Raw genomic sequence first — 25,254 nt, forward strand, 5'->3', positions numbered from 1 at the left:
TGGGATGCGCGGTTTGCCTGGATAGGCTGTTGCAATGCAGGTCAACCAGTCGGGCAAGCTCGCGAACGTCTGTTACGACATCCGGGGTCCGGTCCTGAAGCGCGCCAAGGAACTCGAGGCGCAGGGGAACAGGATCCTCAAACTGCACATCGGAAATCCCGCCCCGTTCGGCTTCGAGGCCCCGCCCGAAGTGCTGCAGGACATGATCCGCAACCTGCCGGAGGCGCACGGGTACAGCGACTCCAAGGGCATCCTGCCCGCGCGGCGCGCCGTGGTCCAGCGCTGCCAGGAGGCCGGTATCGAGGGTGTGGACGTCGAGGACGTCTACCTCGGCAACGGCGTCTCCGAGCTGATCGTGATGACGCTCCAGGCGCTGCTCGACGACGGTGACCAGGTGCTCATCCCCGCCCCCGACTACCCGCTGTGGACGGCCGCGACGTCGCTGTCCGGCGGCGTCCCGGTGCACTACCGGTGCGACGAGGAGGCGGGCTGGGCGCCGGACCTGGCCGACATGGAGGCCAAGATCACCGATCGCACCCGGGCGATCGTGATCATCAACCCGAACAACCCGACCGGCGCGGTCTACCCGCGCGAGGTGCTGCTCGAGATCACCGAGCTGGCCCGCCGGCACGGCCTGCTGATCTTCGCCGACGAGATCTACGACCGGATCCTGTACGACGGCGCGTCGCACACCTCGATCGCCTCGCTGGCCCCCGACCTGCTCTGCCTGACCTTCGGCGGGCTGTCGAAGAACTACCGGGTCGCCGGGTTCCGGTCCGGCTGGGTGATCCTCTCCGGGCCGAAGGAGCACGCCGAGTCCTACATCGAGGGCCTCGACATCCTCGCGAACATGCGGCTGTGCCCGAACGTCCCGGCGCAGTTCGCCGTCCAGGCGGCGCTCGGCGGTACCCAGAGCATCGACGAGCTCGTCCTGCCGACCGGCCGCCTCGGCGAGCAGCGCGACCGGGCAGCCACGATGCTGAACGAGATCCCGGGCGTGAGCTGCGTCCGGCCGGAGGGGGCGCTCTACGTGTTCCCGCGGCTCGACCCCGAGATGTACCCGGTCAAGGACGACGTGCGGTTCGCGTTCGACCTGCTGGAGCAGCAGAACATCCTGGTCGTGCAGGGCACCGGCTTCAACTGGCCGACGCCCGACCACTTCCGGATCGTCACGCTCCAGTACGCGGACGACCTGGAAGAGGCGATCGGGCGGATCGGCGACTTCCTCACGACCTACCGTCCCTGACCTTCAGGCGCGACTTCCGTGGCGGGCGGGAGGCCGAGAACTCACTCGGCTTCCCGCCCGCTCTCCTTGGAGTCTGCTGCGGCCTCCGCGGCCTGGTCGAGGCGGCGCAGCGCGCCCCGGACGGTCTCCGGGTCGGTCGTGGCCCAGAACGGCGGCAGCGACGTCTTGAGGAAGCCGCCGTACCGCGCGGTCGCGAGCCGCGGGTCGAGGACGGCCACGACGCCCCGGTCGTCCATCGCGCGCAGGAGGCGTCCCGCGCCCTGCGCCAGCAATAGGGCCGCGTGCGTCGCCGCGACCGCCATGAAGCCGTTGCCGCCGCGCGCCGCGACCGCGCGCTGCCGGGCCGACGCCACCGGGTCGTCCGGACGCGGGAACGGGATGCGGTCCATGATGACGAGCTGGAGGGACGGCCCCGGCACGTCCACGCCCTGCCAGAGCGACAGGGTGCCGAACAGGCAGGTCCGCTCGTCCTCGGCGAACTGCTTGACCAGCAGGGACGTCGAGTCCTCGCCCTGGCAGAGCAGCGGGTGCGACAGGTGGTCCTTCAGCTCGTCGGCGGCCTGGCGGGCGGCGCGCATCGACGAGAACAGCCCGAGGGTGCGGCCCCCGGCGGCCTCGATCAGCTCGGTGATCTCGGTCAGGTAGGCGTCGGGCAGCCCGTCGCGTCCGGGCTGCGGCAGGTGCCGCGCCACGTAGAGGATGCCCGAACGCGGGTGGTCGAACGGCGAGCCCGCATCGATGCCCGACCAGGGCAGCTCCTGCTTGGGCCTGTCCTTGTCCGCGGCCGGGTCGGCCTCGGAGTCGCGCACGGTCGGAACCTCAAGCGGAGGCAGACCCCATTGGCGGGCCAGCGGCTCGAAGGATCCGCCCAGTGTGAGCGTCGCGGACGTGAGGACGGCCGTTCGTTTCTCGAAGAGCGTCGCGCGCAGGAGCCCGCCCACACCGATGGGTGCGACGTGCAGTGTCGGCGGACGTTTCGGACGCCCGTCCTGAACGAACGGCTTCTCCAGCCAGACGACCTCGTTCCGCGCGGCGATCTCGACCTGGTAGGACTCCAGCAGCCGGACGGACGTGTCGTGCAGATCCTCGAGCGCCGAGCGTGCCGCTTTACGCGCGCCCGCGTCGGCGGGGTCCAGTTCCTTCTTCTCCGGGCCGATCGCGGTCAGGCAGGCGTGGGCGGCGTCCCGGACGACGGCCAGCGCGTTGCCGAGGGCCTCGGGCAGGACGTCCATGCGTCCTGCGGGGAATTCCTCCAAGAGAAGGGTCAAGTCATCGGCCGAACTTTTGAGCCGGCTGGCGATGCCTTCTTCGACGAGCCGTCCACAGCGGCGGGCGGCGGTGTCCACGGCCGCGGCCGAGATGTCGCCGGTCGCCACGGCCGTGACGCGGTCGACGAGCTCGTGGGCCTCGTCCACGATCACGACGTCATGCTCGGGGAGCACCTGGAACTCCTCCAGGGCGTCGATCGCGAGCAGAGCGTGGTTGGTGACGACGATGTGCGCCTCGCCCGCCTGCGCACGCGCGAGCTCCGCGAAGCATTCCGTGCCCTGGGGGCAGCGTGTGGCCCCCAGGCACTCCTTCGCCGTGACCGCGACCTGCCGCCACGCCTGTTCGGTCACGCCGGGGACGAGTTCGTCGCGGTCACCCGTCCGCGTCTCGTCCGCCCACTCGTTCAGGCGCTTGACCTGGCGGCCGAGCACGGAGAGCTGCTGCGGGTCGAAGAGGCTGTGGTCCTCCTCCTCGTCCTCCGGGAAGCCGGTCTGCACGCGGTTCAGGCAGAGGTAGTTGCGGCGGCCCTTGAGGATCGCGTACTTCAGCTCGGTGCCGAGGTGCGGGCGCAGCGCCTCGGCGAGGCGCGGGAGGTCGCGGTCGACGAGCTGGCGCTGCAGCGCGATCGTCGCGGTCGAGACGACGACCGTCCGGCCCTTGCTGATCGCGTAGCGGATCGCCGGAATCAGGTACGCCAGCGACTTGCCGGTGCCCGTGCCCGCCTGCGCGGCGAGGTGCTCGCCGCCGTCGAGGGCCTGCTCGACGGCCTCCGCCATGGTGACCTGACCAGGGCGTTCGGCCCCGCCGATGGCCTGGACGGCGGCGGCGAGCAGCGTGGCCGTGTCCGGCACGCGCCCCGCCGAGGCGGGCCGTTCGGCCGTCTTGGGACGCGTGGGGCCGGCGGTGGTGGGACGCGCGGAACCGGCCGAGTCCTCGGCGTCGGTGTCGGCGGAAGCGGAGAGCAGATCAGGGGCGGGCACGTCGCCCAACGCTACCCTCCGCCCGGCGTGCTCGCGGCCGAGCCGCCGCCTCACACCCCCTGTTGGCAGGGTCGTGACCTGGGACACTTTCCGGCTTCGATGGCGAATGGCGGTTGCGTGGATCACATGCCATCTGTTGGCCTTGGGCGTGTCGGCAGCCACACTGCGACGGCCTGGAACGGTCTCACCAGCGGCTGCCCCACGCGCGCGCCCGCGCGCGTACGGAGACTTCTGCGCGGCGGCCACACGGTTCCGCTTGGGGTGCCCCTTGGGACGGAGCGGTCCGGGGCGTCCGCGAAGATACATCTGTGTCTGATGCTGAAAGAGAAGTCCTGACCTGGGAATTGTTCGGCACCGCGAGCCGTGATCTCGCCACCATGGTCGCCGAGAGCGGCTACAAGCCGGATCTGATCCTGTCGATCGCGCGCGGGGGCCTGTTCGTGGCCGGAGCCCTCGGCTACGCCCTGGACGTCAAGAACCTGCACGTCATGAACGTCGAGTTCTACACCGGTGTGGACCAGCGCCTCGACATGCCGGTCATGCTCCCGCCCGTGCCCGCCCCGGTGGACCTCTCGGGCGCGCGCGTACTGGTGGCCGACGACGTCGCCGACACCGGCGCGACCCTCAAGCTCGTCCGGGACTTCTGCGCCGACCACGTCGCCGACGTCCGCTGCGCCGTGGTCTACGAGAAGCCCCACTCCACCGTGAAGTGCGAGTACGTGTGGCGGCACACCGACCGCTGGATCAACTTCCCGTGGTCGACGCTGCCCCCGGTCGTGCAACGGGACGATCAGGTCTTGGACGCCTGACGGCAAGGTCCGGCGCGGCCTGGAACGCTCCTTGGTTGGCTGGATCCCTCTGCTGGATCCGGCCCGCCAGGAGTGTTGTTGAAGCGCATCCGTCCTCTGCTCGTCATCCTGGCGTACCTTGTCGCTGCCATTCCGGCCACTCTGGCCTCAACGGGACCGCGCGTGGGCACGAGCGACGCGGGGAGCAGCGTTAAGAGCGACACGGGGGAACGGCGTCCGAACATCATCCTGGTCCTCGCGGACGACCTGTCCACGGCGGACATGGGCCATTTCCCGAACCTCACCAGGCTGGCACGCGAAGGCGTCACGCTTCGCGACTTCATCGTCTCGGACTCCTGGTGCTGTCCATCTCGCGCGACGATTCTGCGTTCGCAGTACGTGCACAGCCACGACGTCCGAACCAACAACGCCCCGGACGGCGGATACGGGCGTTTCCATGCCAACGGCGAGGACAAAGACACCCTCGGTACCTGGATGCACGCCGCCGGATACCGGACGTCTCTCATAGGCAAGTACCTGAACGGCTACCCGGCCGACGCCCCAAAAAGCTATGTGCCCCCAGGGTGGGACGACTGGCACGTCCCCACGCCTCACCATATGTACCAGCAGAGCGATTTCCGCCTGATCGAGAACGGACGCGTCAACGCCTACCGCCAAGGCCATTTGGACGACGTCCTTACGGACAAGGGCACGTCCTTCATCCGGACGGCTCCGCGTGACAAACCGTTCTTCCTGTACCTGGCGCCTATCGCGCCACACCTGCCGTCCGCGTTCGCCGAACGCCACGCCTCGGCCTTCCCAGACGCGAAAGTCGCTCGAACGCCGTCCTTCAACCACTCCGGTAGCGGCCCCCAGCCACGATGGCTGCGTCAGATGGGTTCCTTCGACGACGGCGCGATTCGCCAAGGCGACCGCATCGACCGCGACCGCCTCCGCTCCATGCTCTCGGTGGACGACATGGTCGGCGCTCTGACGCGCACCCTCCAGGAGACCGGGCGCCTGGACGACACCTACCTGTTCTTCACGTCCGACAACGGTTTCCACATCGGAGAGCACCGGCTCTGGCCGGGCAAGACGACGCCCTTCGAAGAAGACATCCGCGTTCCTGCCCTGGTACGAGGACCAGGTATCCACCCCGGGACGAGCACATCCGCCTTGGCCGGGACGGTCGACCTGGCCCCGACGTTCACAGGCCTTGCCGGAGCCGCCCTTCCCTCGTGCGCGGAGGGACGCTCACTTCTTCCGATCCTTAAGGGCGACCGCCCCAACGACTGGCGAAAGGCGCTTCTGGTCGAGTTCTTCGCCGGGCACCCTCGCACCCACCCTGAAGGACCGGACTGCGACAGCCGCCCGTCACACGTGCGGACGTGCCCGCTCCCGCCCAGCTACGCCGCCCTCCGCACCGAAGACAACACTTACGTCGAGTACACAACAGGGGAGCGTCAGCTCTTCGACCTCGCCAAGGACCCGAACGAACTCCACAACGCGATAGACGACGTCCAACCGGCCTTCGTGCAGCAGATGTCGTCCTGGCTGACGCGTTTCCGGACCTGCAAGGGCGCGACCTGTCGTTCTGTGGACCGCGGCTAGCGAACCCCTCGGGTTTTCCACAGAACGCAGCAGAGCTGGAGAACCCCGGTCATGGTCGGCGAAGGTCGAACCATGACCAACGAAACGACCCGCCTGGTGATCCGGACCCCCGACGACGCGCTCGCCGCCGTCCCGTATCTGCTCGGCTTCCACCCGGCCGAAAGCCTCGTCGTGCTGGGCTTCGACGGGCCTGAGAACACCTGCGCCGTCCGCGTCGACTTACCGCCGGACCCGTCCTGCGTCCCCCGGATGGCCGAACAGATCACCATGGTGGTCGGCCGCAACGGGTTCCGCAGCGCCCTCATCGTCGGCTACGGCCCGGTGGCGCCGGTGACCGCCGCCGCGTCCGCCGTGTGGGAGGCCCTGACGTCCTCCGGCGTCCGCATCGTCGAGGCCATGCGCGTCGCGGACGGCCGCTGGTGGTCCCTCACCTGCCTGGACGAGTGCTGCCCGCCCGAAGGCCGCCCCTTCGACACGACGACCACCCAGCTCGCAGCCACGGCCGCCTACGCCGGCCACACCGCCCTCCCCGCCCGCGAGGAACTGTGCCGCTCCGTGGCGCCCCCGAGCGGCAAGGCCCAGGCCGCCGTCCGCCGCGCCACCCTCGAGGCCGAGGCCCGGATCCACCAGTGGTCCCAACGGGCACCGACCTCCGAGGCCCTGACGGCCCGCAAGGCCAAGGAGGCCATCGAACTCCTCACCGCCCTCCGCACCACCGGGAACCCGCCCACGAACGCCGACGCCGCCCTCCTGTCCGTCCTGATGACCGATCTCCGCGTCCGCGACGAGATCTGGGTCCGCCTCACCCAGGACACCCCTCGCCAGGACCTCGAACTCTGGACCGCCATCCTCCGCAAGACCGACCCCCGCCACGCCGCCGCCCCGGCTTCCCTCCTGGCCTTCCTCGCCTACACCACAGGCGACGGCGGCCTCGCCAACGTCGCCCTGGACCGAGCCGAAGAAGCCGACCCCCACTACTCCATGGCAGCCCTGATCCGCACGATCACCGCCCTTGGCGTCCCACCGAAGAAGGCCCGCCTCACCCTCACCCCCGAAGACCTGGCCACCCTCTACAACAGCCGAACCCCACCCCCGCCTGCACCCCCACAGCCCGCTCCCACCCCACCCCCGTGACGACTCCTGGCCCTGCACCCCGCCCAAGGCCAGCCTCCTCCCACAACCAAGCCCACCCCCCACCTCACCCCGACACGCCAGAGAGGAGCACCCAAACCCCACCCGGACGCCACGGGCCGGAACCAAAGCTCCGTATGGGGCTCCCGGACACAAAGGGCCCGGGCACGAGGTGCCCGGGCATCAGGAACTCGCACATGAGGCATCTGGGCACAGGGCGGGCGTACGAGGTGTGCGGGACAAGGTGTTCGCGCACGAGGCGTCCGAACGGAGGTGTTGGAGCACGAGGCGTCCGCCTACAGGGCCTTCGAGCATGAGGCATTCCAGAACCAGGCCGCCGCACACGGGCCTTCGATCAGCGGGCGTTCGAGCGCCAGAGCTGCTTCGGCCTTGCGGTCGACCGTGGCGGCGAACTCTGGTTCATCGAGACCGACCCCGGCGGGCAGCGGGGATTCGTGCCCACGCCCACGCGCGACGTGCCTGCGTACAAGGCGTCCGGGCACCCAGAGTCCGGGCACAGGGCGTCAACGCATCGGGCTCGACAGCCCCTCACGCTGCGTGGCGGAGGAGGTGGGCGTCAGCTGGACATCGGGCGTTGGCCTTCTGTGCTTGAGGGCGCGCGGTGCATGCGCGTCTGAAGGCGCGGAGCGCATGTGCGCGTGAAGGTGCATCGGCGGCCGCGTGTGGATGCTCGGCGCTCGCGGGGTGGGTGCTGCTGGCGGGGTGTTCGTCAGCAGGGGCGTGATGCCCTCCGTCGGGTGGCTGCTTCGGCGGAGCCGATCTGTGCTGGCGGGTGTTTGGGCTGTTCAGCGGGCTGCGAGGTCGGACGTGCGAGACCGCTTCTCAGTCCGAGCGGTGGTGGCGAGGGCCGGTGCCGGTGTTACGGATATGGCCGTACCTGGCCAGAACGCATCAAGGGATGGGGGTGCCGCCTCCTTTTCACGACAGCGACTTCTTGCGGGAGGCAGACATGGGTGGACGTGACGTCCGGTGCGGCAGCGACGGCGTCTCCGCGACGGCGGGGAACCTGGCGTTGGACGTGGTGGCGGCATCGAGCCAGGTGCCGCTGCGGGTTCTGCCCGGCGGTGGTGAGGGGCCGACGGTCGGGGCGCGGCAGGTGGCGGCCCAAGCCGTCCACCTGCTGTTGGAGGCTCTGGCCGGGAGGGCGGTACTTGGGCATCCGGGGGTTGCCGTGACGGGGCCGGTGGCCGTGCCCCGGGTGCTGTCGTGCTGGGTCCAGCAGCCGGCTGAGGACACCGCCGAGGGCGGTGCCGTCGTCCTCTTCAGGGGGAGGGTGCACGCCCTCGCGCTCCGCATGGAGCTTCGGCGGGGCCGCTGGCGGTGCACCGAGTTCGAGACCACCGCTCTGGACCACGAAGCCCCCGCCCCGCTCGCATCCACCGCGTCCGTCCCCCGCCCGCGCGCGTCCGTGGGCACTGGTGGATCCCGCGCGTTCGTGGGTGTTGTTCGGGGTTAGGGGCGGCGGACGGCTTCGCCGGGGGTGCCGGGGTCTATGCGGCGGTGGCGGTTGCGTTCGTTCCAGGCGCGCATGCGGGGTGGGTAGCCGACGATCTGGACGTCGTAGATGGGGAGGCCGAGGTCCCGGGCGACCTTGCCGATGACCTTGGGGGAGCCCACGCGGCGGCGGGTCCACTCGCCGTCGGTGGCGACGGCGACGGCGGTGGTGTCGGTGGCGAAGGTCTCGGGTTCGACGTAGAACTCGACGCCCTGGCGTGAGCGGGCGAAGGAGATCAATGCCTCGATGTCGGCGTCGGTGGCCTCGCGGTCCAGCTTGGCGACCGTTGCTCCGCGGTTTCTGCGGATTCCGAAACGGTCTCGGAATCTCATCGTGTCCCGTCCGTTCTCTGGCGCTCGTCCCTCTGAGCTTGGATCATTATCACGACAACGATCGCCGGGGGGATAACGGTTCCCCGACAATCGGCGCGTCCCGGGCGGACGACGTGAGGTGGGCCTAGACTGGCGGACTCCGATGATCAATGCAACGGGCACGCCGGGAGGCGTCATGATGGGGCAGGCGTTGGTCCGACGGGGAGCCGCGGCGATGGCCGTCGCGGCGGCCTGCGGGTGGGTGAGTTCGCTGGCCCCCGGGCTCGCGGCAGGGCACACCGGCCTGGCCGCGTCGAGGCAGACGGTGGGTCAGGCGCGGCTGGTGAGCGCGCAGCGGGGGCCGGTGGCCACGCCCCCGCGGAAGATCGACTGCCGCAAGGTCAAGTGCATCGCGCTGACGTTCGACGACGGTCCGGTCTCCGGGACCAACAAGCTTTTGAAGTATCTGGCGGCCAAGCACGTGCGGGCGACGTTCTTCCTGGTGGGGCAGAACGCCAAGGCCCACCCGGAGATCGTGAGGAAGGAGCTCGCGGCCGGGCACGAGGTCGGCAACCACAGTTACACGCACGCCGATCTGTCGCGGCTCTCCACGTCGGGGATCACCAGTGAGATCACCAAGACGCAGAAGGCGATCCACGCGGCGAGCGGGTTCACGCCGAAGCTGATGCGTCCGCCCTACGGGGCGACGAACTCGCGGGTGGCGTCGGTGACCAAGCGGCTCGGGATGCCGCAGATCATCTGGGCGGTCGACCCGCTCGACTGGCGTGACCGCAACAGCAAGACGGTCGAGAGGCGCGTGGTCGGCAATGCCCGGTCGGGTTACATCGTGCTGATGCACGACATTCACCCGACGACGGTCGCCGCCGTTCCGGCGATCATCAGCCGGCTGGCCGCGAAGGGATATGTCTTCGTGACCGTTTCCGAGTTGTTCGCCAACCACCTCACTCCGGGGAAGAGGTACGCGCGGCGGTAACGTCGCCGTCCGGCGTCCGAAGGGCGATCCCACGCCTTCCGGTGTCCGGTTCCGGTCTGGAGCGGCCGCCCCACGGCCCGAGTTTCGGGTCGAGGGGCGGCCGTTTTGCTTTCCCGGCATTTCTTGGGACGAGTGGAGATCGTTGAGGGGGCTTCTCGAATCGCGAATTCGTGACCTTGACGGGCCCTGGGGCCAGGTGGTGTGGTCCCGGCGGACGGGGGCGTCTCAGGGGCGGGTCAGGGTCTTCCCTGATGGCGGGCGGACGGTCCCCGGGCGCACCATGGGCATATGGACAGCGGGTATGCGGAGCTCAGGGTTTCGAACGCGGAGCGGGAGCAGGTCGTCGAGCGCCTTCAGGACGCCTACGCCGAGGGCCGCCTCGATCATGACGAGTTCGACATGCGGACGCATCTGGCCATGACGGCCAAGACGCGGCGGGATCTGGACGTGGTGCTGGTGGACCTTCAGCCCGCCCCGGCCTCGGCCCCGGGACGGGCTCCGGCGACCGTCGCGGGCCCGTCGACGTCCGAGGAGCGGATGCTGGCGGCGGTGTCGCACGGGCTCGGGTACTTCACCCTGTTCGTCGGGCCGCTGATCATGATGCTGACGGCGGGCAAGCGGTCGGAGTTCGTGCGGCAGCACGCGAAGGAGGCGGTCAACTTCCAGCTGACCGTCCTGCTGGTGACGATCGTGACGTTCGGGTTCGGCTCGGTCCTGTACGCGGTGACCTGGATCGTGGCGGCGATCGCGGCGGTGTTCGCGCTCACCGGGCAGCCGTTCCGGACCCCGGCCATCCTTCGCCTCGTCAAGTAGGACGTTCCGCCCGGGCCGAGTTCAAGTCCAAGCCCAGGCCCAGGCCAGGCCCAGGCCCTGGGCTCAATGTCCCGGGTCGTGCCGAGAGTCACGTCCCGGCCCCCTGGCGTTCCATGAGGCCCCTGCTTCGTCCACCTCACGCCGACTTCCGCGCCGGGTCGCGCCTCCGCCCCGTCCTCCCGAGACGTCCTCCGGGGGACGGGGCGGAAGCGTTGCGGGGGAGGACCGGGTGTCCCCGGGGATGGGTTCGGGCGACCCTCCGGGTGGGCGGTGGCCTGTCCCGGCCACGAGTGAAACGATCGTCTCCGAAGGCGGCGAGGGCCGTATCGCCTGCGGGAACGCGGGTGCGTGAGGGGGCGAGAACGGGTGGTTTATTCCCGTCCGCTCCTGTGATGACCCTCTCGCCAAATTTGTGTGGAACATACATGGGATGATCTGTTTACTGTGTGCGGGAGGGGCTAGATGACGGAGCTTGCGGTCAACGACGATCACCAGCGCGCGGTCGAGGCGCTGCGCCGGTCCTACGACGCGATCCCCAAGGGGGCGCCCGTGCGGCTGGCGAAGAGGACCTCGAACCTGTTCCGCTGGCGGGACCCGGCCCAGGGACCCGGCCTGGACGTCTCGGGCTTCGGGCGGGTGCTGAGCGTCGACCCGGAGAGCCGCACCGCGCAGGTCCAGGGCATGACCACCTACGAGGACCTGGTCGACGCCACCCTGCCGCACGGCCTGATGCCAACGGTCGTCCCGCAGCTCAAGACGATCACGCTGGGCGGCGCGGTGACCGGGCTCGGCGTCGAGTCGACCTCGTTCCGGCAGGGGCTTCCGCACGAGGCGGTCCGGGAGCTGGACATCCTCACCGGCGCCGGTGAGATCGTCACCGCCACCCGCGACAACGAGCACTCGGACCTGTTCTACGGGTTCCCGAACTCCTACGGGACGCTCGGCTACTCGCTCCGCATCGTCATCGATCTCGTCCCGGTCAAGAAGTTCGTCCGGCTGCGGCACCTGCGGTTCGACACCGCTCAGGAGCTGTCGCGGGCGATGGGCGAGATCACCGAGTCGGGCGTGTACGAGGGCGAGACCGTCGACTTCATGGACGGCACGGTCTTCTCGGCGGCCGAGCAGTACATCACGCTCGGGTTCTTCACCGACGACGCCCCCTACACCTCGGACTACACGGGCCAGCGGATCTACTACCGCAGCATCCAGCAGCGGTCGGTCGACTTCCTGACCGTCCGCGACTACATCTGGCGCTGGGACACCGACTGGTTCTGGTGTTCGGGCGCGTTCGGCGTGCAGAACCCGACCGTCCGCCGGCTGTGGCCGGACAAGTACAAGCGGTCGGACGTGTACCGCAAGCTCGTCGCCTACGACCGCCGCTACCAGCTCGTCGCGCACGTCGACCGGTGGAGCGGCAAGCGTCCGCGCGAGGACGTCATCCAGGACATCGAGGTGCCGGTCGAGAACCTCCCGGCGTTCCTCGACATGTTCCACGAGAAGGTCGGGATGAAGCCGGTCTGGCTGTGCCCGATCAAGGCCCGCGAGAACTGGCCGCTGTACCCGCTCGAGGCGGGCCGCGTCTACGTCAACGCCGGCTTCTGGGGGACGGTCCGGATCCCGCCGGGCCAGATCCCCGAGTACCACAACCGGCTGATCGAGCGCGAGGTCGCGCGGCTTGACGGACACAAGTCCCTCTATTCGACGGCTTTTTACAGCCGGGACGAGTTCTGGAAGCACTACGACGGGCAGACCTACCGGCGGTTGAAGGGGACCTACGACCCGGACGCCCGGCTTCTGGATCTCTACGACAAGTGCGTGCGCGGACGCTGATCGTCCGCGGCATCGGGGGGAGGCCCCGGGCCCGGGGCCGGTGGTGAGCAACGCCGTCGCCTCGCCGGGCGCGGGGCGAGGAGACAGGAGGGATCACAATGTCGCTGGCCAGGGTCTTCGAAGAGCTCATCGGGCCTGACGCGCCAGTGGAGTTCGTCGCTTACGACGGGTCGCGCGCGGGACGTCCCGGATCCGACATCCGGATCGAGGTGACCTCGCCGTACGCCCTGTCGCACATGGTGCACGCGCCGGGGTCGCTGGGGCTCGCCCGTGCCTACGTCAGCGGTCATCTCGACGTGCACGGGGACATGTACGAGACGCTGTCGACGCTCCAGCGGGTTCTGGGGGACCTGAGCGTGCGGGACAAGACGAAGCTGATGCGCGAGGTGCTGCGGGATCCGCTGCTCCGCGCCGCGGTCTCGCGACGTCTCGACCCGCCGCCGCAGGAGGCGCCGTTCAGCCGCGTGCCCTCATGGCTGCGGCACTCCAAGAAGCGGGACGCCAGGGCCATCTCGCACCACTACGACGTGTCCAACACGTTCTACGAGTGGGTGCTCGGGCCGTCCATGGCGTACACCTGCGCGTGTTATCCGACGGAGACGGCCACGCTGGAGGAGGCGCAGTTCTTCAAGCACGACCTGGTCGCGAGGAAGCTCGGGCTCCAGCCCGGGATGCGGCTGCTGGACGTGGGCTGCGGCTGGGGCGGCATGGTCATGCACGCCGCCAAGGAGTACGGCGTCAAGGCGCTGGGCGTCACGCTGTCGAAGGAACAGGCCGAGTGGGCGCAGAAGGCGATCGCCGAGCGCGGCCTCTCCGACCTGGCCGAGGTCCGGCACATGGACTACCGGGACGTGACCGAGAGCGGGTTCGACGCGGTCAGCTCGATCGGCCTGACCGAGCACATCGGCAAGGACAACCTGCCGTCGTACTTCGCGTTCCTGAACGGCAAGCTCAAGCCGTACGGCCGGATGCTCAACCACACCATCACCCGTCCGGACAACCTGGCGCCCGCGATGAAGCCCGGCGGGTTCATCAACCGCTACGTCTTCCCGGACGGCGAGCTGGAGGGCCCCGGCTTCATCCAGCAGCAGATGAACGACGCGGGTTTCGAGATCCGGCACCAGGAGAACCTGCGCGAGCACTACGCGCGGACGCTCATGGGCTGGGGTCGCAACCTCGATGAACACTGGGACGAGGCCGTCGCGGAGGTCGGCGAGGGCACGGCCCGGGTGTGGCGCGTGTACATGGCGGGGTGCGTCGTCGGGTTCGAGGAGAACTGGATCCAGCTGCACCAGACGCTCGGCGTCAAGCTGGACGAGAAGGGCGCGGCGCACATGCCGTTGCGTCCGACCTGGGCTTCCTGACCGTTCGGGTCCGGCTCCCGGGGCAGGATTCTTGACCTGTCGGGGTGTCCGAAACCAATAAGGGACAGGCGTCATCCAGTACGGAGCCTGGCATGGTGCCTGGTACGAAGCCTGGCACGGAGCCCGGCGCGCGGGTCGAACGCGCGCCGGGCTCCGTGCTGTTCCGGGAGTGGTTCTCGGGCCCGGCTCCGAGCCGGGGCTCAGGTGAAGCGGAGGGTGGAGGCGATGGCGTCGGCCTCGCTCGGCAGGTGGCCCTCGCGGGCGGTGACGGTGATGACGCAGAGCCGGTCGGGGCCGATGACCTCGTACTGGCGTCCTTCGAGGACCCCGGCGCCGGTGCGCAGCCGGTAGTCGGCGCGGACGCCCTGCTGCCCGGCCATCGGCATGTCCGTGGTGGTCACGTCGGTCGCGCCGACGCGGGTGAGGCCGCTGTTGACGGCGGTCTTGAGCAGGTCGGGGGTGATGCCGCCGGTGGTCTGGCAGAGCCCGTTCACGTTGGTGGCGTAGCCGTCGATGATCGACTTGGGGTCGAGGGCGTAGATGGCGTGCCGGTCCTGGAGGGTGGCGAGGCCCTGCTTGATGGCGGTCTGGTCGGCGCCCTGGATGCCCACCTGGTTGAGCCGGTCGGCCAGGTCGCCGGGGGTGAGGGAGATCGGCGTCCAGGTGGGCGGGACGGCGAGGGCGAGCTGGTTCTCGGGGCCGCCGACGGTCTTCCAGCCGTCCGGGGTGGGCGCGTCGTCCGGGCCGGACGGGCTGGACGCGGCGGGCGAGGCGGTACCGGACGAAGAGGCGTCGGGCGAGGAGGTGCCGGGCGAGGAGGCGCCGGTCGTGGCCGGGTCCGAGCCCGCGTCGGACTTGGAGATGCCGAGGCAGCCGGTCAGGGTCAGTGCCGCTCCGAGGGCGACGGCTGCGGAGGCGAGCGCGCGGCGTGCCATCTGCGAGGAGTCCTTTCGCCGGAAAGGTGTGCATTGTCCTGACGCGATCGTGATGAGTGCGGTTCGCGACATGAACTGTGACGTGCATCACAGGCGACACAACGGTCGGACCGTAATCGGTAATCTCCAGTCAACAGACAGCGCAGATGGTATCTCTAAGATGTGGACTACGACTACGTCATCATCGGCGCGGGATCCGCCGGGGCCGCGCTGGCCGCCCGTCTGTCCGAGGACAGCTCGGTCCGGGTCGCGCTGCTCGAGGCGGGCGGACCGGACCGTCAACAGGAGATCCGCATCCCCGCCGCCTTCACCAGGCTCTTCAAGACGACCCTCGACTGGAACTTCCAGACCGTCGCGCAGCCGGGGCTGGACGACCGCGAGATCTACTGGCCGCGCGGCCGGATGTTAGGCGGTTCGTCCTCGATGAACGCCATGATGTGGGTGCGCGGCACCCGGGCCGACTACGACGGCTGGGACGTGCCGGGCTGGACCTACGACGACGTCCTGCCGTACTTCCGCCGCGCGGAGGGCCGTGTCGGCAGCAACGCGGGCCAGATCTACGGGGTGGACGGCCCGGTCACCGTCTCCGACCAGCGCGACACCAACGTCACGACGCGCGCGTTCCTGGAGACCTGCGAGAAGGCCGGGCTGACCCGGCTGGACGAGCTGAACGGCCCGGACCTCGAGGGCTACTCGATCGTCCCGGTGAGCCAGCGCCGCGGACGCCGCTGGTCGACCGCGGACGCGTACCTGCGCCCGGCCCGGCGGCGCCGGAACCTGGCGGTCATGACGAACGCGCACGTCTCGCGCCTGCTCATCGAGGACGGACGGGCCGTCGGCGTCCGGTTCGCGCGTGGCGGCGACCCGGGCGCGCGGCGCGAGGTCGTGACGGCGCGGCGCGAGGTCGTGCTCTGCGCGGGGGCCGTCGGCTCGCCGCACCTGCTCCTGCTGTCGGGCGTCGGCGACCCCGACCACCTGCGCGAACACGGCGTCCAGACGGTCGTCGAACGGCCCGGGGTGGGACGGCACCTCCAGGACCATCTGGCGATCATGCTGCTGCGGCACTGCCCTGAGCCGGTCACCCTGGTCGGAGCGGGCGGCCGCGCCGACATCGCGCGCTATCTGCTGCTGCGGCGCGGGCCGTTCACCTCGAACGTGGGGGAGGGCGTCGCGTACGCGCGCAGCGGTCCCGAGCAGGCCGTGCCCGATCTGGAGCTGGTGTTCGCACCCGTCCCGCTCATCGGCGCGGGGCTCGTGCAGCCGACCGAGCACGGGGTGACGCTGGGCGTCGTCCTGCTGCGGCCCGAGTCGTCCGGGCGGGTCGGCCTGGCGTCGGGCGACCCGTTCGCCAAGCCGCTGATCGACCCGGGGTACCTGTCGGCGCCCGGCGACCTCCGGCGGCTGGTCACGGGGCTGCGGATGGGCGAGCGGCTGCTCGACGCCGAGCCCGTGTCCCGGTACGCGACGCGTCCGATGACCCCGCTCCGCGACGGCGACGACGACGCGGCGCTGGAGGACTACGTCCGCGCGAACGCCGAGACGCTCTACCACCCGACCGGGACGTGCCGGATGGGCACGGACGAGGACTCCGTCGTCGGCCCCGACCTGCGGGTCCGCGGCGTGGACGGCCTCCGTGTCGCGGACGCCTCGATCCTGCCGGAGATCATCCGCGGGCACACCAACGCGCCGTCGGTCATGGTCGGCGAGTACGCCGCCGACATCATCCGCCGCGCGGAGACCGGTAGCTGAACCAGCGCAGAGGCCAGCGCGGAGGCCAGCGCAGAGGCCAGCGCGCGCGGACGCGCGCACAGGCCAAGGGCGGGGCTGCGCGGCCCCGCCCTCCCCATCGCTTCCGCCTGTTACAGCTTCGCCCAGGCCTCCGTCAGGACGGACCGGAGGATCTGCTCCATCTCGTCGAACTGCGCCTGGTCGCAGACCAGCGGCGGCGCGAGCTGGACGACCGGGTCGCCGCGGTCGTCGGCGCGGCAGTACAGGCCGTTCTCGAACAGGGCCTTGTCGAGGAAGCCGCGCAGCAGCCGCTCGGACTCGTCGTCGTCGAAGGTCTCCTTGGTGGCCTTGTCCTTGACCAGCTCGATCCCGTAGAAGTAGCCGTCGCCGCGGACGTCGCCGACGATCGGCAGGTCGAGCAGCTTCTCCAGGGTGGCGCGGAACGCGGCCTCGTTGCGGGAGACGTGGCCGAGCAGGTCCTCACGCTCGAACAGGTCGAGGTTGGCGAGCGCGACGGCCGACGACACGGGGTGGCCGCCGAAGGTGTAGCCGTGCGCGAACATGTTGGCGCCCTGCGCGAACGGCTCGAACAGCCGGTCGGACACGAGCATGCCGCCGAGCGGCGAGTACCCCGAGGTCAGCCCCTTGGCGAAGGTGATGATGTCCGGCTGGAAGTCGAACTTCTGCGCGCCGAACATGGTGCCGAGGCGGCCGAACGCGCAGATCACCTCGTCCGAGACGAGCAGGACGTCGTGCTTGTCGCAGATCTCGCGGACGCGCTGGAAGTAGCCGGGCGGCGGCGGGAAGCAGCCGCCGGCGTTCTGCACCGGCTCGAGGAAGACCGCGGCGACGGTGTCGGGGCCCTCGAACTCGATGGCCTCCTCGATCCGGTCGGCGGCCCAGCGGCCGAACGCCTCGGGGGCGTCGGCGTGCGCGGACGCGCGGTAGATGTTGGTGTTCGGGACGCGGAACCCGGACGGCACGAGCGGCTCGTACGGCGCCTTGATGCCGGGCAGGCCGGTCAGGGACAGCGCGCCGTGCGGGGTGCCGTGGTAGGCGACCGCGCGGCTGATCACCTTGTGCTTGCCGGGCTTGCCGACGAGCTTGTAGTAGTGCTTGGCGAGCTTCCAGGCGCTCTCGACCGCCTCGCCGCCGCCGGTGGTGAAGAAGACGCGGTTGAGGTCGCCGGGCGCGAGGTCGGCGAGCCGCGCGGCGAGCTCGACGGCCTTCGGGTGGCCGTAGGACCAGATCGGGAAGAAGGCCAGTTCGGCGGCCTGCTTGGCGGCGGCCTGGGCGAGCTCCTCGCGGCCGTGCCCGGCCTGGACGGTGAACAGGCCGGCGAGGCCGTCCAGGTAGCGGCGGCCCTGGTCGTCGAAGACGTACGCGCCCTCGCCACGGACGATCATCGGGACCTCGGCCCCGGCCACGACCGCGGAGTGCCGGGCGAAGTGCATCCAGAGGTGGTCACGGGCGGCCGACTGAAGCGACTCGGACGGGTGTGTCATCACTCTTCCTCGCAAAGCCGAGGATCCCTCGCTGTCTGCGAGCGATCCAGTTGTCTAGATGCTAGCCAACTACGGATTCCGATGTAAACATGGCGATGTAGTAACGAGATCCGTACTTCTCGTGAGTCTTCTCACGGTTCGGTAGGCTCGTCGTGCGAAGCGAGCGCTTGGGAGGCACTCATGACGCGCGACGAGCCCCTCGCCTCCGGCCTGGTCACCGCGGACGGGCTGGAGTTCGGATACCTGACGTCCGGGCCCGCGTCCGGCCCGCTCGCGCTGTGCCTGCACGGGTTCCCCGACTCGGCGCACACGTGGCGCCACCTGATGCCCGAGCTGGCCGCCGCCGGGTACCGCGCGGTCGCGCCGTTCATGCGCGGCTACGCGCCCACCGCGATTCCGAAGGACGGCGCGTACCAGACGGGCGCGCTCGCCGCCGACGCGAACGCGCTGCACGAGGTGTTCGGCGGGGAGGGCGACGCCGTCCTGATCGGGCACGACTGGGGAGCGTCGGCCGCCTACGCGGCGTCCGCGTCCGCGCCTGAACGGTGGCGGCGCGTCGTCACCCTCGCCGTCCCGCCGATGGGGACGATCCTCCAGGCGTTCTTCACATACGAGCAGCTCAAGCGCTCCTTCTACGTCTTCCTCATGCAGACGCCGCTGGCCGCGATGGCGATGACCGAGGACTTCGTCGCCGGACTCTGGAACGACTGGTCACCCGGCCACGCGGCCGCGGACGACGTCGCGCGCTTCATGGAGTGCATGGCGACCCCCGCGCACATGGAGGCGGCCATCGGGTACTACCGCGCGATGCTCGACTCGTCCCGGCACCTGCCGCGTTATGGGGCCGAGCAGAACGCGACGTCCGCGCCGGGGGAGAGGCCCACGCTGTACCTGCACGGCGCGTCCGACGGGTGCTTCGGCGCGGACGCCCTGTTCGCCGACCGCGACGCCCTCACCGGCCACCTTCCGCCGGACTCGCGCGCCGAACTCGTCCCGGACGCGGGCCACTTCCTGCACCTGGAGCGTCCGGACGAGGTGAACCGGCGCGTCCTCGACTGGATCGGGCCCGCCCGGGGTTGACGCAAGCGCTTGCTTTGTCACCATGGGGGGACACGCTGGAGAGGTGGTGGCCATGGTGGGCCCGGACGCGATCGGATCAGGCGAGACGGAACCCGCGGACGTCGACCTGGCGGACCCCGCCTTCTGGGCACGGCCGCTGAAGGAGCGGGCGGAGGTGTTCGCGGCGCTGCGGCGGCTCGACCGTCCGGCGCACTATCCCGAGCATCCGATCCCGCAGCTGGAGGCGTTCGGGTTCCAGCGCGGGGACGGGCACTACGCGCTGGTCAGGCACGCGGACGTCGCGGAGGCCAGCCGCCGTCCCGACGTGTTCTGCTCCTCGCGCGGCACGATCTCCGCGACGCTCGACCCGCCGCCCGAGTTCATGGAGTACTTCAGCTCCATGATCACGATGGACGACCCGCGGCACGCCCGGCTGCGCAGGATCGTCTCGCGCGCCTTCACCGCCCGCGTGATCGCCCGCATCACCGACACGATCGACGCGGTCGCCGTCCAGGTCATCGAGGACTTCCGGCCGAAGGGCGGCGGCGACTTCGTCACCGACGTCGCCGGGCGGCTCCCCCTGAAGATCATCTGTGACCTGATGGGCGTCCCGGCGGAGCGGCACGACCGGGTCTTCGAGCTGTCCAACATGATCATCGGCTCGTTCGACCCCGAGTACGTCCCCGACCTCGCCGAGGTCGGGCCGAGCGTGATCGCGGCCGGCGAGGAGCTGCGGCAGATCGTCTACGACCTGGCCGCCGAGCGTGCCGGCCGCCCCGAGGACGACCTGACCTCGCTGCTCGTCCAGGGGAACGTGGAGGGCGAGTCGCTCACCGACCAGGAGATCGGCTCGTTTTTCATCCTGCTGATCATCGCGGGCAACGAGACGACCCGGAACGCGATCGCGCACGGCCTCGACCTCCTCACCCGCCACCCCGCCCAGCGCGACCTCTGGACGTCCGACTTCGAGCGGCACGCGCCGACGGCCGTCGAGGAGATCGTCCGGTACGCGACCCCGGTCACCTTCATGCGCCGGACCGTCACACGCGACCACGAACTGGGCGGGCAGCGGTTCAAGGACGGCGACAAGGTCTTCATGTACTACTGCTCGGCCAACCGCGACGAGGCCGTCTTCACCGACCCCGACACGTTCGACATCACCCGCGACCCGAACCCGCACCTCGGCTTCGGCGCGCCCGGCCCGCACTTCTGCCTCGGCGCGCACCTCGCCCGGCAGGAGATCACGGTGATGTTCCGCGAGCTGTTCCGCCGCCTGCCGGGCCTGCGCGCCACGGCGCCCCCCGAACGCCTCGCGTCCAACTTCATCAACGGCATCAAGCACCTGGAGTGCGAGTTCTGACGTTCCCCGCCGTCACCAGGGGAGCGGCTCGGTCCCGAAGAAGAACCCGCCGGACGGGCCGTCCTCGGGGAGCAGCGCGAGCGGCACGACGAACCCCGCGCCCTCCTCGACCGTCTGGTGCCCGGTGTGCGCGTTCAGGTCGGTCGCCGTGTAACCGGGACTGGTCGAGTTCACCTTGACGGCGGTGCCGGCCAGCTCCTTCGCGTATGCCAGCGTGACCCCGTTCAGTGCCGCCTTGGACGAGTTGTAGGCCAGCAGGTTGAAGGCGTAGTACGTGTCGTCCGGGTCGCTGAGCCGGGTGAGGGAGCCCAGCTCGCTCGACACGTTCACGACCCGCGCGGCGTCGGCCTGGCGCAGCAGGGGCAGCATCGCGTTCGTGACCGCGACGACGCCGAACACGTTGGTCTCGTACGTCGTGCGCAGCGCCGCCACGGTCAGCTGACTCGGCGCGACGCTCGCCTCGGCCGGTGCGACCCCGGCGTTGTTGACGAGGACGTCGAGGCGTCCGTACTCGGCCTCGATCCACTTCGCGGCGTCCCGGACGCTCTGGTCGTCGGTCACGTCCAACTGGACGAACCGCGCGTCGAGCCCCGCCTCGGACAGTTCGGCCGCCGCCTTCTCGCCGCGCTCCCGCGACCGGGACCCGACGAGGACGGTCATGCCCTCCTGGCCGAGCCTCCGCGCCGTCTCGAATCCGATTCCCTTGTTCGCCCCGGTGATGAGGGCGATCCGCTTCTCGCTCATGCCGTCCAGCCTGGCCGCTGCCCGTCCGCCACGAGGAGAGACCGCACAAAGCTGGGATCAGCGGTACCACCCTCGGCGTGCGAAATCCCCAGACAATGGACGTGTGGAGAAGGCCGAGCTCGCCCAGTTCCTACGGATCCGCCGCGCCCGCATCAGCCCGGAGGACGTCGGGTTGCCGTCGGGCGCGCGCCGCCGCACACCCGGCCTGCGCCGCGAGGAGGTCGCGCGCCTCGCCGACATGTCGGTCGATTACTACGTGAGGCTGGAACAGGGGCGCGGACCCAACCCGTCCAGGCAGATCCTCGGGGCGCTCGCGCGGGCCCTGCGGCTCAGCGACGACGAGCGCACGCACCTGTTCCACCTGGCGGGCGAGCCGCCGGCCCCGCCGCAGGGCCCGCCCCAGGACGTGCCGCCCGGCATCGTCCACCTCCTGGAGCGGCTGGACGACACGCCCGTGTACGTGCTGGACGCGGCCTACAACGTCCTCGCGTGGAACGCGATGGCCGCCGCCCTCCTCGCGGACTTCTCGGCGCTGCCGCCCCGCGACCGCAACCCGCTCCGCTGGTTCTTCCTCGTCGAGGAGTCGGAGCGGATCACCGAGGACGACGAGTACTACCAGTTCGCCCGAGCCTCCGCCGCCGACCTCCGCGCCGCCCGAGGCCGCTACCCGAACGACCCCGGCGTCCGGGGCCTGGTCGAAGAGCTGCTGGAGGGGAGCGCGCTGTTCCGTCGCGTGTGGGCGGAACATGACGTGGAGATCCGGCGGAGCAACAAGAAGACGATGGTGCATCCCGTGGTCGGCCCCATGGAGCTGCACTGCGACGTACTCGTCGTCCCCGAAAGGGACCAGAAGGTCATCCTCTATACGGCGACCCCGGGAACCGACTCGCACGAGGCCCTGAAGCTACTCCGCGTCATCGGCACTCAGAAACTGACGACGGAGCCCTCCCGGCTTCAGTAACGGATTCCGGTCCGTTTCCATAGGCGAAGGGCACGGACAGCGTCGCCCAGACGATTTTGATCCTGCCGGACGTGAACCGGTGACCGTACTGGTTCGCCAGGGCGCGCACCATGAAAAGGCCGCGTCCGGATTCGGCGAGGAGATCGAGCTCCTGCGCGGGCGCGGGCCAGCGCGGCTCGTCCGCCGAATGGTCGTGCACCTCGATAACGACCCACGTCCGATCGAGGATCAGACGCAACCCGAAAAGCGTCCCCTGTGCCTGGACGGCCGCCACGTTCGCGACGAACTCGCCCACGATCGTCTCGGCGTCGTCCTGCAACTCCGCCAGCCCCCACTTGTCGAGAACCTGCCTGGTCAGGAGCCGTGCCGTGTCGGACGCGTCGGCGTTGACGAACAACGCCCTGCGGAACATCGCCCCGTCGTCCCGCACCTGATCGACCACCCTCGCCACCCGCCTTCCGGAATTTCTGTGCCGTGAATCACAGAGTTCTCCTGACGGGCTGTGATGTCGCGTGTACGGTCTGAATTCGAAACCCCCGGGAACTGGAAGGACGTGACATGGCCGCCAACCCCTCGCCGAACCCGAAGAGCAACATGTGGAACTTCATCGCGTGGTACTTGAGGATCTGGCGGATCGCGCACGGCATGACCGGCGAGGATCTGGGGCGGATCATGAAGGCCAGCAAGGCGACGGTTTCGCGCGTCGAGAACGGTCACGAGCGCCTGAGCGGAACCCAGGCAATGATGATCGACAAGGCTGCCAATACCGGCGGCCTGTTCACACTTCTCGTCTGGTACGCGTCCATAGGACACGACCCGGAGTGGTTCGCCCAGTATGTCGAACTGGAGCAGCAATCCAGCATCGTCCGGTTTTACGGTGCGCTTGTGGTCAACGGCCTGCTTCAGACCGAAGACTATGCGCGCGCTCTGGCCAAGGCTGGCCTCGACGCTGATCCGGAGAAGATGGTTCTCGACCGCATGCAGCGGCAGGCGATTCTCCTGCGGGAGCCTGCCCCTCACATGACGGCGATCCTCTCTCAGAACGCCCTCGAATGGCCTGTTGGCGGCCCACACGTGCTCAGGGCTCAGCTCGCGCACTTGCTCGAGATGGCGAAGCTCCCGCACGTGGTGATTCGGGTGGTGCCTCGTGAGGTCGGTGCCTTTCCCGGGTTGACGGGCTCCTTCCAGCTGATTTCGGGAAGCGGCTTCGGGGAGGTCGCGTACACGGAATCTCCGGGCGCCGGACGTCTGGTGTCTTCCCCCGAAGACGTGATGAGCTATGTGGTGAGGTACGAGCTCATCAGCGCCGTGGCTCTCTCCGAGTCCGCGTCGTTGGAGCTCATCCGTCGGATCCTGGAGGCGATTCGTGACTGATTTCGTCTGGCGCAAGTCCAGCTACAGCGGCACGGAGCAGGGTGAGTGTGTCGAAGTGGCCGACCTGTTCGGTGCCGTGGGTGTCCGTGACAGCAAGGCTCCAGAAGCGGGTCATCTCCACCTGTCTCGTTCCGCACTCGCTGTGCTCTTCGGGCGCGTGGAGGAGGCGTCCCATGAGTGAGCGGCCCACGTGGCGCAAGGCCAAGGCCAGCGGCCCCGAGGAGGGGGCCTGCGTCGAGCTCGCTGATCTCGCTGCTGTGGTTGGGATTCGTGACAGCAAGGATCCGGGTGCGGGGCATCTGAGGTTGTCGCGGGAGGCGCTGGCCTCTTTGTTCAGGGAGGTCGGGCCGGGACCCGGCTGACCGGATGTAGTCATTCGCTGGAGTGCGCCCCTTGGTGGGCGCACTTTGGTTTTGTGGTGGCTTGCTCTGCTGGCGGCCATGTGCGCGCGCTGGGTTCGGTGGCGGCCTTGGTCCTTGTTGCTGGGAGTCTTCTGGCTGGGTGCGGTGAAGGTCGCAGCACTCATGCCGTCTTGAACGCGGACGCGCCGACGGCGCTTGCTGATCGGGCCGTCCATATCTCGGTCAGTGGGTTGCGTGGGGGCGAGCGGGTCAGTGTGGCCGCGAGTGCGCCCGATGTTCGTGGGCAGGTTTGGCGCGGGGACGCTGACTTCCGCGCGGACGCTCACGGGACCGTTGACCTGGTGCGCGATCGTTCGACGTCCGGCACGTACACGGGTGTGGACGGCATGGGCGAGTTCTGGTCGATGAACCCGCCGGGTGGTGGCCCCGTCCTGGATGCCTTCTCCCCGCCAACTTCGTCCTACTCGGTGACGATCAGCGTGACCTCGCACGGACATCGGCTCGCGGAGCGGACGCTGACCCGCCAGTGGATCGGCACCGGCGTCACCCACAAACCCCTGACGCTCGCCGCGGACAAGGTCTACGGAGACCTCTTCCTCCCTCCGCCGGGGACGCCTCGGCACCCTGCCGTGATGCTGATCAGCGGATCCGGAGGCGGCGAGTTCCCGCCGGAGGTCGCCTCGCTCCTGGCCTCGCACGGATATCCGGCCATGAGCCTCGCCTACTTCGGCGTGCCGGGACTTCCCCCGGCGTTGCAGAACATTCCACTGGAGTACTTCACGCGCGCCGCGCGCCTGCTGGCGTCTCAGCCAGGTGTCGACCCGGCTCACCTGGTCGCCCTGGGAAACTCCCGGGGCAGCGAGGCGGCGCTGCTGCTCGGTCAGCGCTACCCCGCACTCATCCACGGCGTCATCGTCTACGTGCCTTCGGCCACGGTGAACGTCGGCTATCCCTCCGCGAAGAGCCGCGCCTGGACCGATGGAGGACGCCCCGTCCCGCTGGGGTTCATCCCGGTCGACCACATCAGCGGGCCGGTCCTGGCCATCGCCGGAAGCCAGGACAGACTGTGGCCGTCCGAAACGGCGGCTCGCGAGATCACGAGCGGCCTTGACGCGGTTCACGACCGCTTCCCCCATCGAGCCCTCGTCTACCAGGGAGCGGGCCACGGCGTTGACGGCGTTCTCTACCTGCCCGAAGGCACGACCATGCGGCACCCGCTGACCGGTGCCCCCACCGTCCTGGGCGGCACTCGCCCGGCGACCGCCGCCGCCCAGCGGCAGGCGTGGGATCAGGTGCTCGGCCTCCTCGCGGCGCTGTGAGGACGGCGATTCCGGCCTGACCGGATGCAGCCGACTGCTTGAGTGCGATTCCTG

Annotated in this window: 23 protein-coding genes; 17 read left to right on the forward strand and 6 right to left on the reverse strand. The window is 69.7% G+C overall.

Annotation, left to right across the window (positions count from 1 at the left end):
• The first annotated feature begins 34 nt into the window (after window positions 1-34).
• Window positions 35-1,246 carry a pyridoxal phosphate-dependent aminotransferase gene (locus tag EBO15_RS25955; RefSeq protein WP_122197060.1) on the forward strand — a complete coding sequence of 404 codons (1,212 nt, stop codon included), beginning with the start codon at window positions 35-37 and terminating at the stop codon, window positions 1,244-1,246.
• 41 nt (window positions 1,247-1,287) lie between these two features.
• Here the strand turns inward: EBO15_RS25955 and EBO15_RS25960 are convergent, their stop codons facing one another.
• Window positions 1,288-3,366: an ATP-dependent DNA helicase gene (locus EBO15_RS25960; protein ID WP_199744815.1), complete on the reverse strand. Its 2,079-nt coding sequence runs from the start codon at window positions 3,364-3,366 to the stop codon at window positions 1,288-1,290.
• A gap of 437 nt (window positions 3,367-3,803) precedes the next feature.
• Between EBO15_RS25960 and EBO15_RS25965 the strand changes: the two genes are divergently transcribed.
• From EBO15_RS25965 to EBO15_RS25980, 4 genes are all read left to right on the forward strand, one after another.
• On the forward strand, window positions 3,804-4,304 hold the full coding sequence (locus EBO15_RS25965; protein ID WP_122197061.1) for a phosphoribosyltransferase: 501 nt from the start codon (window positions 3,804-3,806) through the stop codon (window positions 4,302-4,304).
• A 72-nt stretch (window positions 4,305-4,376) separates the two neighbouring features.
• The gene (locus EBO15_RS25970) at window positions 4,377-5,894 is read left to right on the forward strand and encodes a sulfatase family protein (RefSeq protein WP_122197062.1); all 1,518 of its coding nucleotides are present in this window, start codon (window positions 4,377-4,379) and stop codon (window positions 5,892-5,894) included.
• A gap of 72 nt (window positions 5,895-5,966) precedes the next feature.
• A complete protein-coding gene (locus EBO15_RS25975) occupies window positions 5,967-7,028 on the forward strand; it encodes a DUF4192 domain-containing protein (RefSeq protein ID WP_122197063.1) in 1,062 nt (353 codons plus the stop codon).
• 967 nt (window positions 7,029-7,995) lie between these two features.
• Window positions 7,996-8,502 (forward strand): Rv3235 family protein, encoded by a 507-nt coding sequence (locus EBO15_RS25980; RefSeq protein ID WP_147481650.1) that lies wholly within the window; start codon window positions 7,996-7,998, stop codon window positions 8,500-8,502.
• Here the strand turns inward: EBO15_RS25980 and EBO15_RS25985 are convergent.
• A complete protein-coding gene (locus EBO15_RS25985) occupies window positions 8,499-8,873 on the reverse strand; it encodes a hypothetical protein (protein ID WP_122197065.1) in 375 nt (124 codons plus the stop codon). The two genes, EBO15_RS25980 and EBO15_RS25985, sit on opposite strands and share 4 nt — an antisense overlap.
• 214 nt (window positions 8,874-9,087) lie before the next feature.
• Between EBO15_RS25985 and EBO15_RS25990 the strand changes: the two genes are divergently transcribed.
• From EBO15_RS25990 to EBO15_RS26005, 4 genes are all read left to right on the forward strand, one after another.
• Entirely contained in the window at window positions 9,088-9,846 is a 759-nt protein-coding gene (locus tag EBO15_RS25990) for a polysaccharide deacetylase family protein (protein ID WP_122197095.1), read from the forward strand.
• Window positions 9,847-10,134: 288 nt separating this feature from the next.
• Complete coding sequence (locus tag EBO15_RS25995; RefSeq protein ID WP_122197066.1) at window positions 10,135-10,659, forward strand: DUF1707 and DUF4870 domain-containing protein; 525 nt, start codon at window positions 10,135-10,137, stop codon at window positions 10,657-10,659.
• A gap of 462 nt (window positions 10,660-11,121) precedes the next feature.
• Window positions 11,122-12,489 (forward strand): FAD-binding oxidoreductase, encoded by a 1,368-nt coding sequence (locus EBO15_RS26000; RefSeq protein ID WP_122197067.1) that lies wholly within the window; start codon window positions 11,122-11,124, stop codon window positions 12,487-12,489.
• Between the two features lie 98 nt (window positions 12,490-12,587).
• Window positions 12,588-13,853, forward strand: coding sequence for a class I SAM-dependent methyltransferase (locus tag EBO15_RS26005; protein ID WP_122197068.1), 1,266 nt, complete (start codon window positions 12,588-12,590; stop codon window positions 13,851-13,853).
• 200 nt (window positions 13,854-14,053) lie between these two features.
• Here the strand turns inward: EBO15_RS26005 and EBO15_RS26010 are convergent, their stop codons facing one another.
• Window positions 14,054-14,788 (reverse strand): hypothetical protein, encoded by a 735-nt coding sequence (locus EBO15_RS26010; RefSeq protein WP_122197069.1) that lies wholly within the window; start codon window positions 14,786-14,788, stop codon window positions 14,054-14,056.
• 162 nt (window positions 14,789-14,950) lie between these two features.
• On the opposite strand from EBO15_RS26010, the gene EBO15_RS26015 reads away from it, so the two are divergent.
• Window positions 14,951-16,537, forward strand: coding sequence for a GMC family oxidoreductase (locus EBO15_RS26015; RefSeq protein WP_122197070.1), 1,587 nt, complete (start codon window positions 14,951-14,953; stop codon window positions 16,535-16,537).
• A gap of 110 nt (window positions 16,538-16,647) precedes the next feature.
• Here the strand turns inward: EBO15_RS26015 and EBO15_RS26020 are convergent, their stop codons facing one another.
• Window positions 16,648-18,021: an aspartate aminotransferase family protein gene (locus EBO15_RS26020; RefSeq protein ID WP_122197071.1), complete on the reverse strand. Its 1,374-nt coding sequence runs from the start codon at window positions 18,019-18,021 to the stop codon at window positions 16,648-16,650.
• Window positions 18,022-18,201: 180 nt separating this feature from the next.
• Here EBO15_RS26020 and EBO15_RS26025 point away from each other — a divergent pair, with 180 nt between their 5' ends.
• Together EBO15_RS26025 and EBO15_RS26030 are read left to right on the forward strand one after the other, a co-directional pair.
• Window positions 18,202-19,101: an alpha/beta fold hydrolase gene (locus EBO15_RS26025; protein WP_122197072.1), complete on the forward strand. Its 900-nt coding sequence runs from the start codon at window positions 18,202-18,204 to the stop codon at window positions 19,099-19,101.
• A 52-nt stretch (window positions 19,102-19,153) separates the two neighbouring features.
• Entirely contained in the window at window positions 19,154-20,440 is a 1,287-nt protein-coding gene (locus EBO15_RS26030; RefSeq protein ID WP_122197073.1) for a cytochrome P450, read from the forward strand.
• A 12-nt stretch (window positions 20,441-20,452) separates the two neighbouring features.
• On the opposite strand, the gene EBO15_RS26035 is transcribed toward EBO15_RS26030, so the two are convergent.
• The gene (locus EBO15_RS26035) at window positions 20,453-21,184 is read right to left on the reverse strand and encodes an SDR family oxidoreductase (RefSeq protein ID WP_122197074.1); all 732 of its coding nucleotides are present in this window, start codon (window positions 21,182-21,184) and stop codon (window positions 20,453-20,455) included.
• A 103-nt stretch (window positions 21,185-21,287) separates the two neighbouring features.
• On the opposite strand from EBO15_RS26035, the gene EBO15_RS26040 reads away from it, so the two are divergent.
• The gene (locus tag EBO15_RS26040) at window positions 21,288-22,145 is read left to right on the forward strand and encodes a helix-turn-helix transcriptional regulator (protein WP_122197075.1); all 858 of its coding nucleotides are present in this window, start codon (window positions 21,288-21,290) and stop codon (window positions 22,143-22,145) included.
• Here the strand turns inward: EBO15_RS26040 and EBO15_RS26045 are convergent.
• Window positions 22,099-22,587 (reverse strand): ATP-binding protein, encoded by a 489-nt coding sequence (locus tag EBO15_RS26045; protein ID WP_147481651.1) that lies wholly within the window; start codon window positions 22,585-22,587, stop codon window positions 22,099-22,101. The genes EBO15_RS26040 and EBO15_RS26045 overlap by 47 nt on opposite strands.
• Window positions 22,588-22,703: 116 nt before the next feature.
• Here EBO15_RS26045 and EBO15_RS26050 point away from each other — a divergent pair, with 116 nt between their 5' ends.
• The 4 genes from EBO15_RS26050 (at window position 22,704) to EBO15_RS26065 (ending at window position 25,200) form a co-directional block, all read left to right on the forward strand.
• Window positions 22,704-23,519, forward strand: coding sequence for a helix-turn-helix domain-containing protein (locus EBO15_RS26050; RefSeq protein WP_122197077.1), 816 nt, complete (start codon window positions 22,704-22,706; stop codon window positions 23,517-23,519).
• A complete protein-coding gene (locus EBO15_RS26055) occupies window positions 23,512-23,700 on the forward strand; it encodes a DUF397 domain-containing protein (protein ID WP_122197078.1) in 189 nt (62 codons plus the stop codon). Before EBO15_RS26050 ends, EBO15_RS26055 begins: the two co-directional genes overlap by 8 nt.
• Window positions 23,693-23,881 (forward strand): DUF397 domain-containing protein, encoded by a 189-nt coding sequence (locus tag EBO15_RS26060; protein ID WP_122197079.1) that lies wholly within the window; start codon window positions 23,693-23,695, stop codon window positions 23,879-23,881. The genes EBO15_RS26055 and EBO15_RS26060 overlap by 8 nt, the downstream gene beginning before the upstream one ends.
• Before the next feature lie 98 nt (window positions 23,882-23,979).
• Window positions 23,980-25,200, forward strand: coding sequence for an acyl-CoA thioesterase/bile acid-CoA:amino acid N-acyltransferase family protein (locus EBO15_RS26065; RefSeq protein WP_267898433.1), 1,221 nt, complete (start codon window positions 23,980-23,982; stop codon window positions 25,198-25,200).
• Window positions 25,201-25,254: the final 54 nt, after the last annotated feature.

The sequence above is a fragment of the Actinomadura harenae genome (genome assembly GCF_003696215.1).
GTDB lineage: Bacteria > Actinomycetota > Actinomycetes > Streptosporangiales > Streptosporangiaceae > Spirillospora > Spirillospora harenae.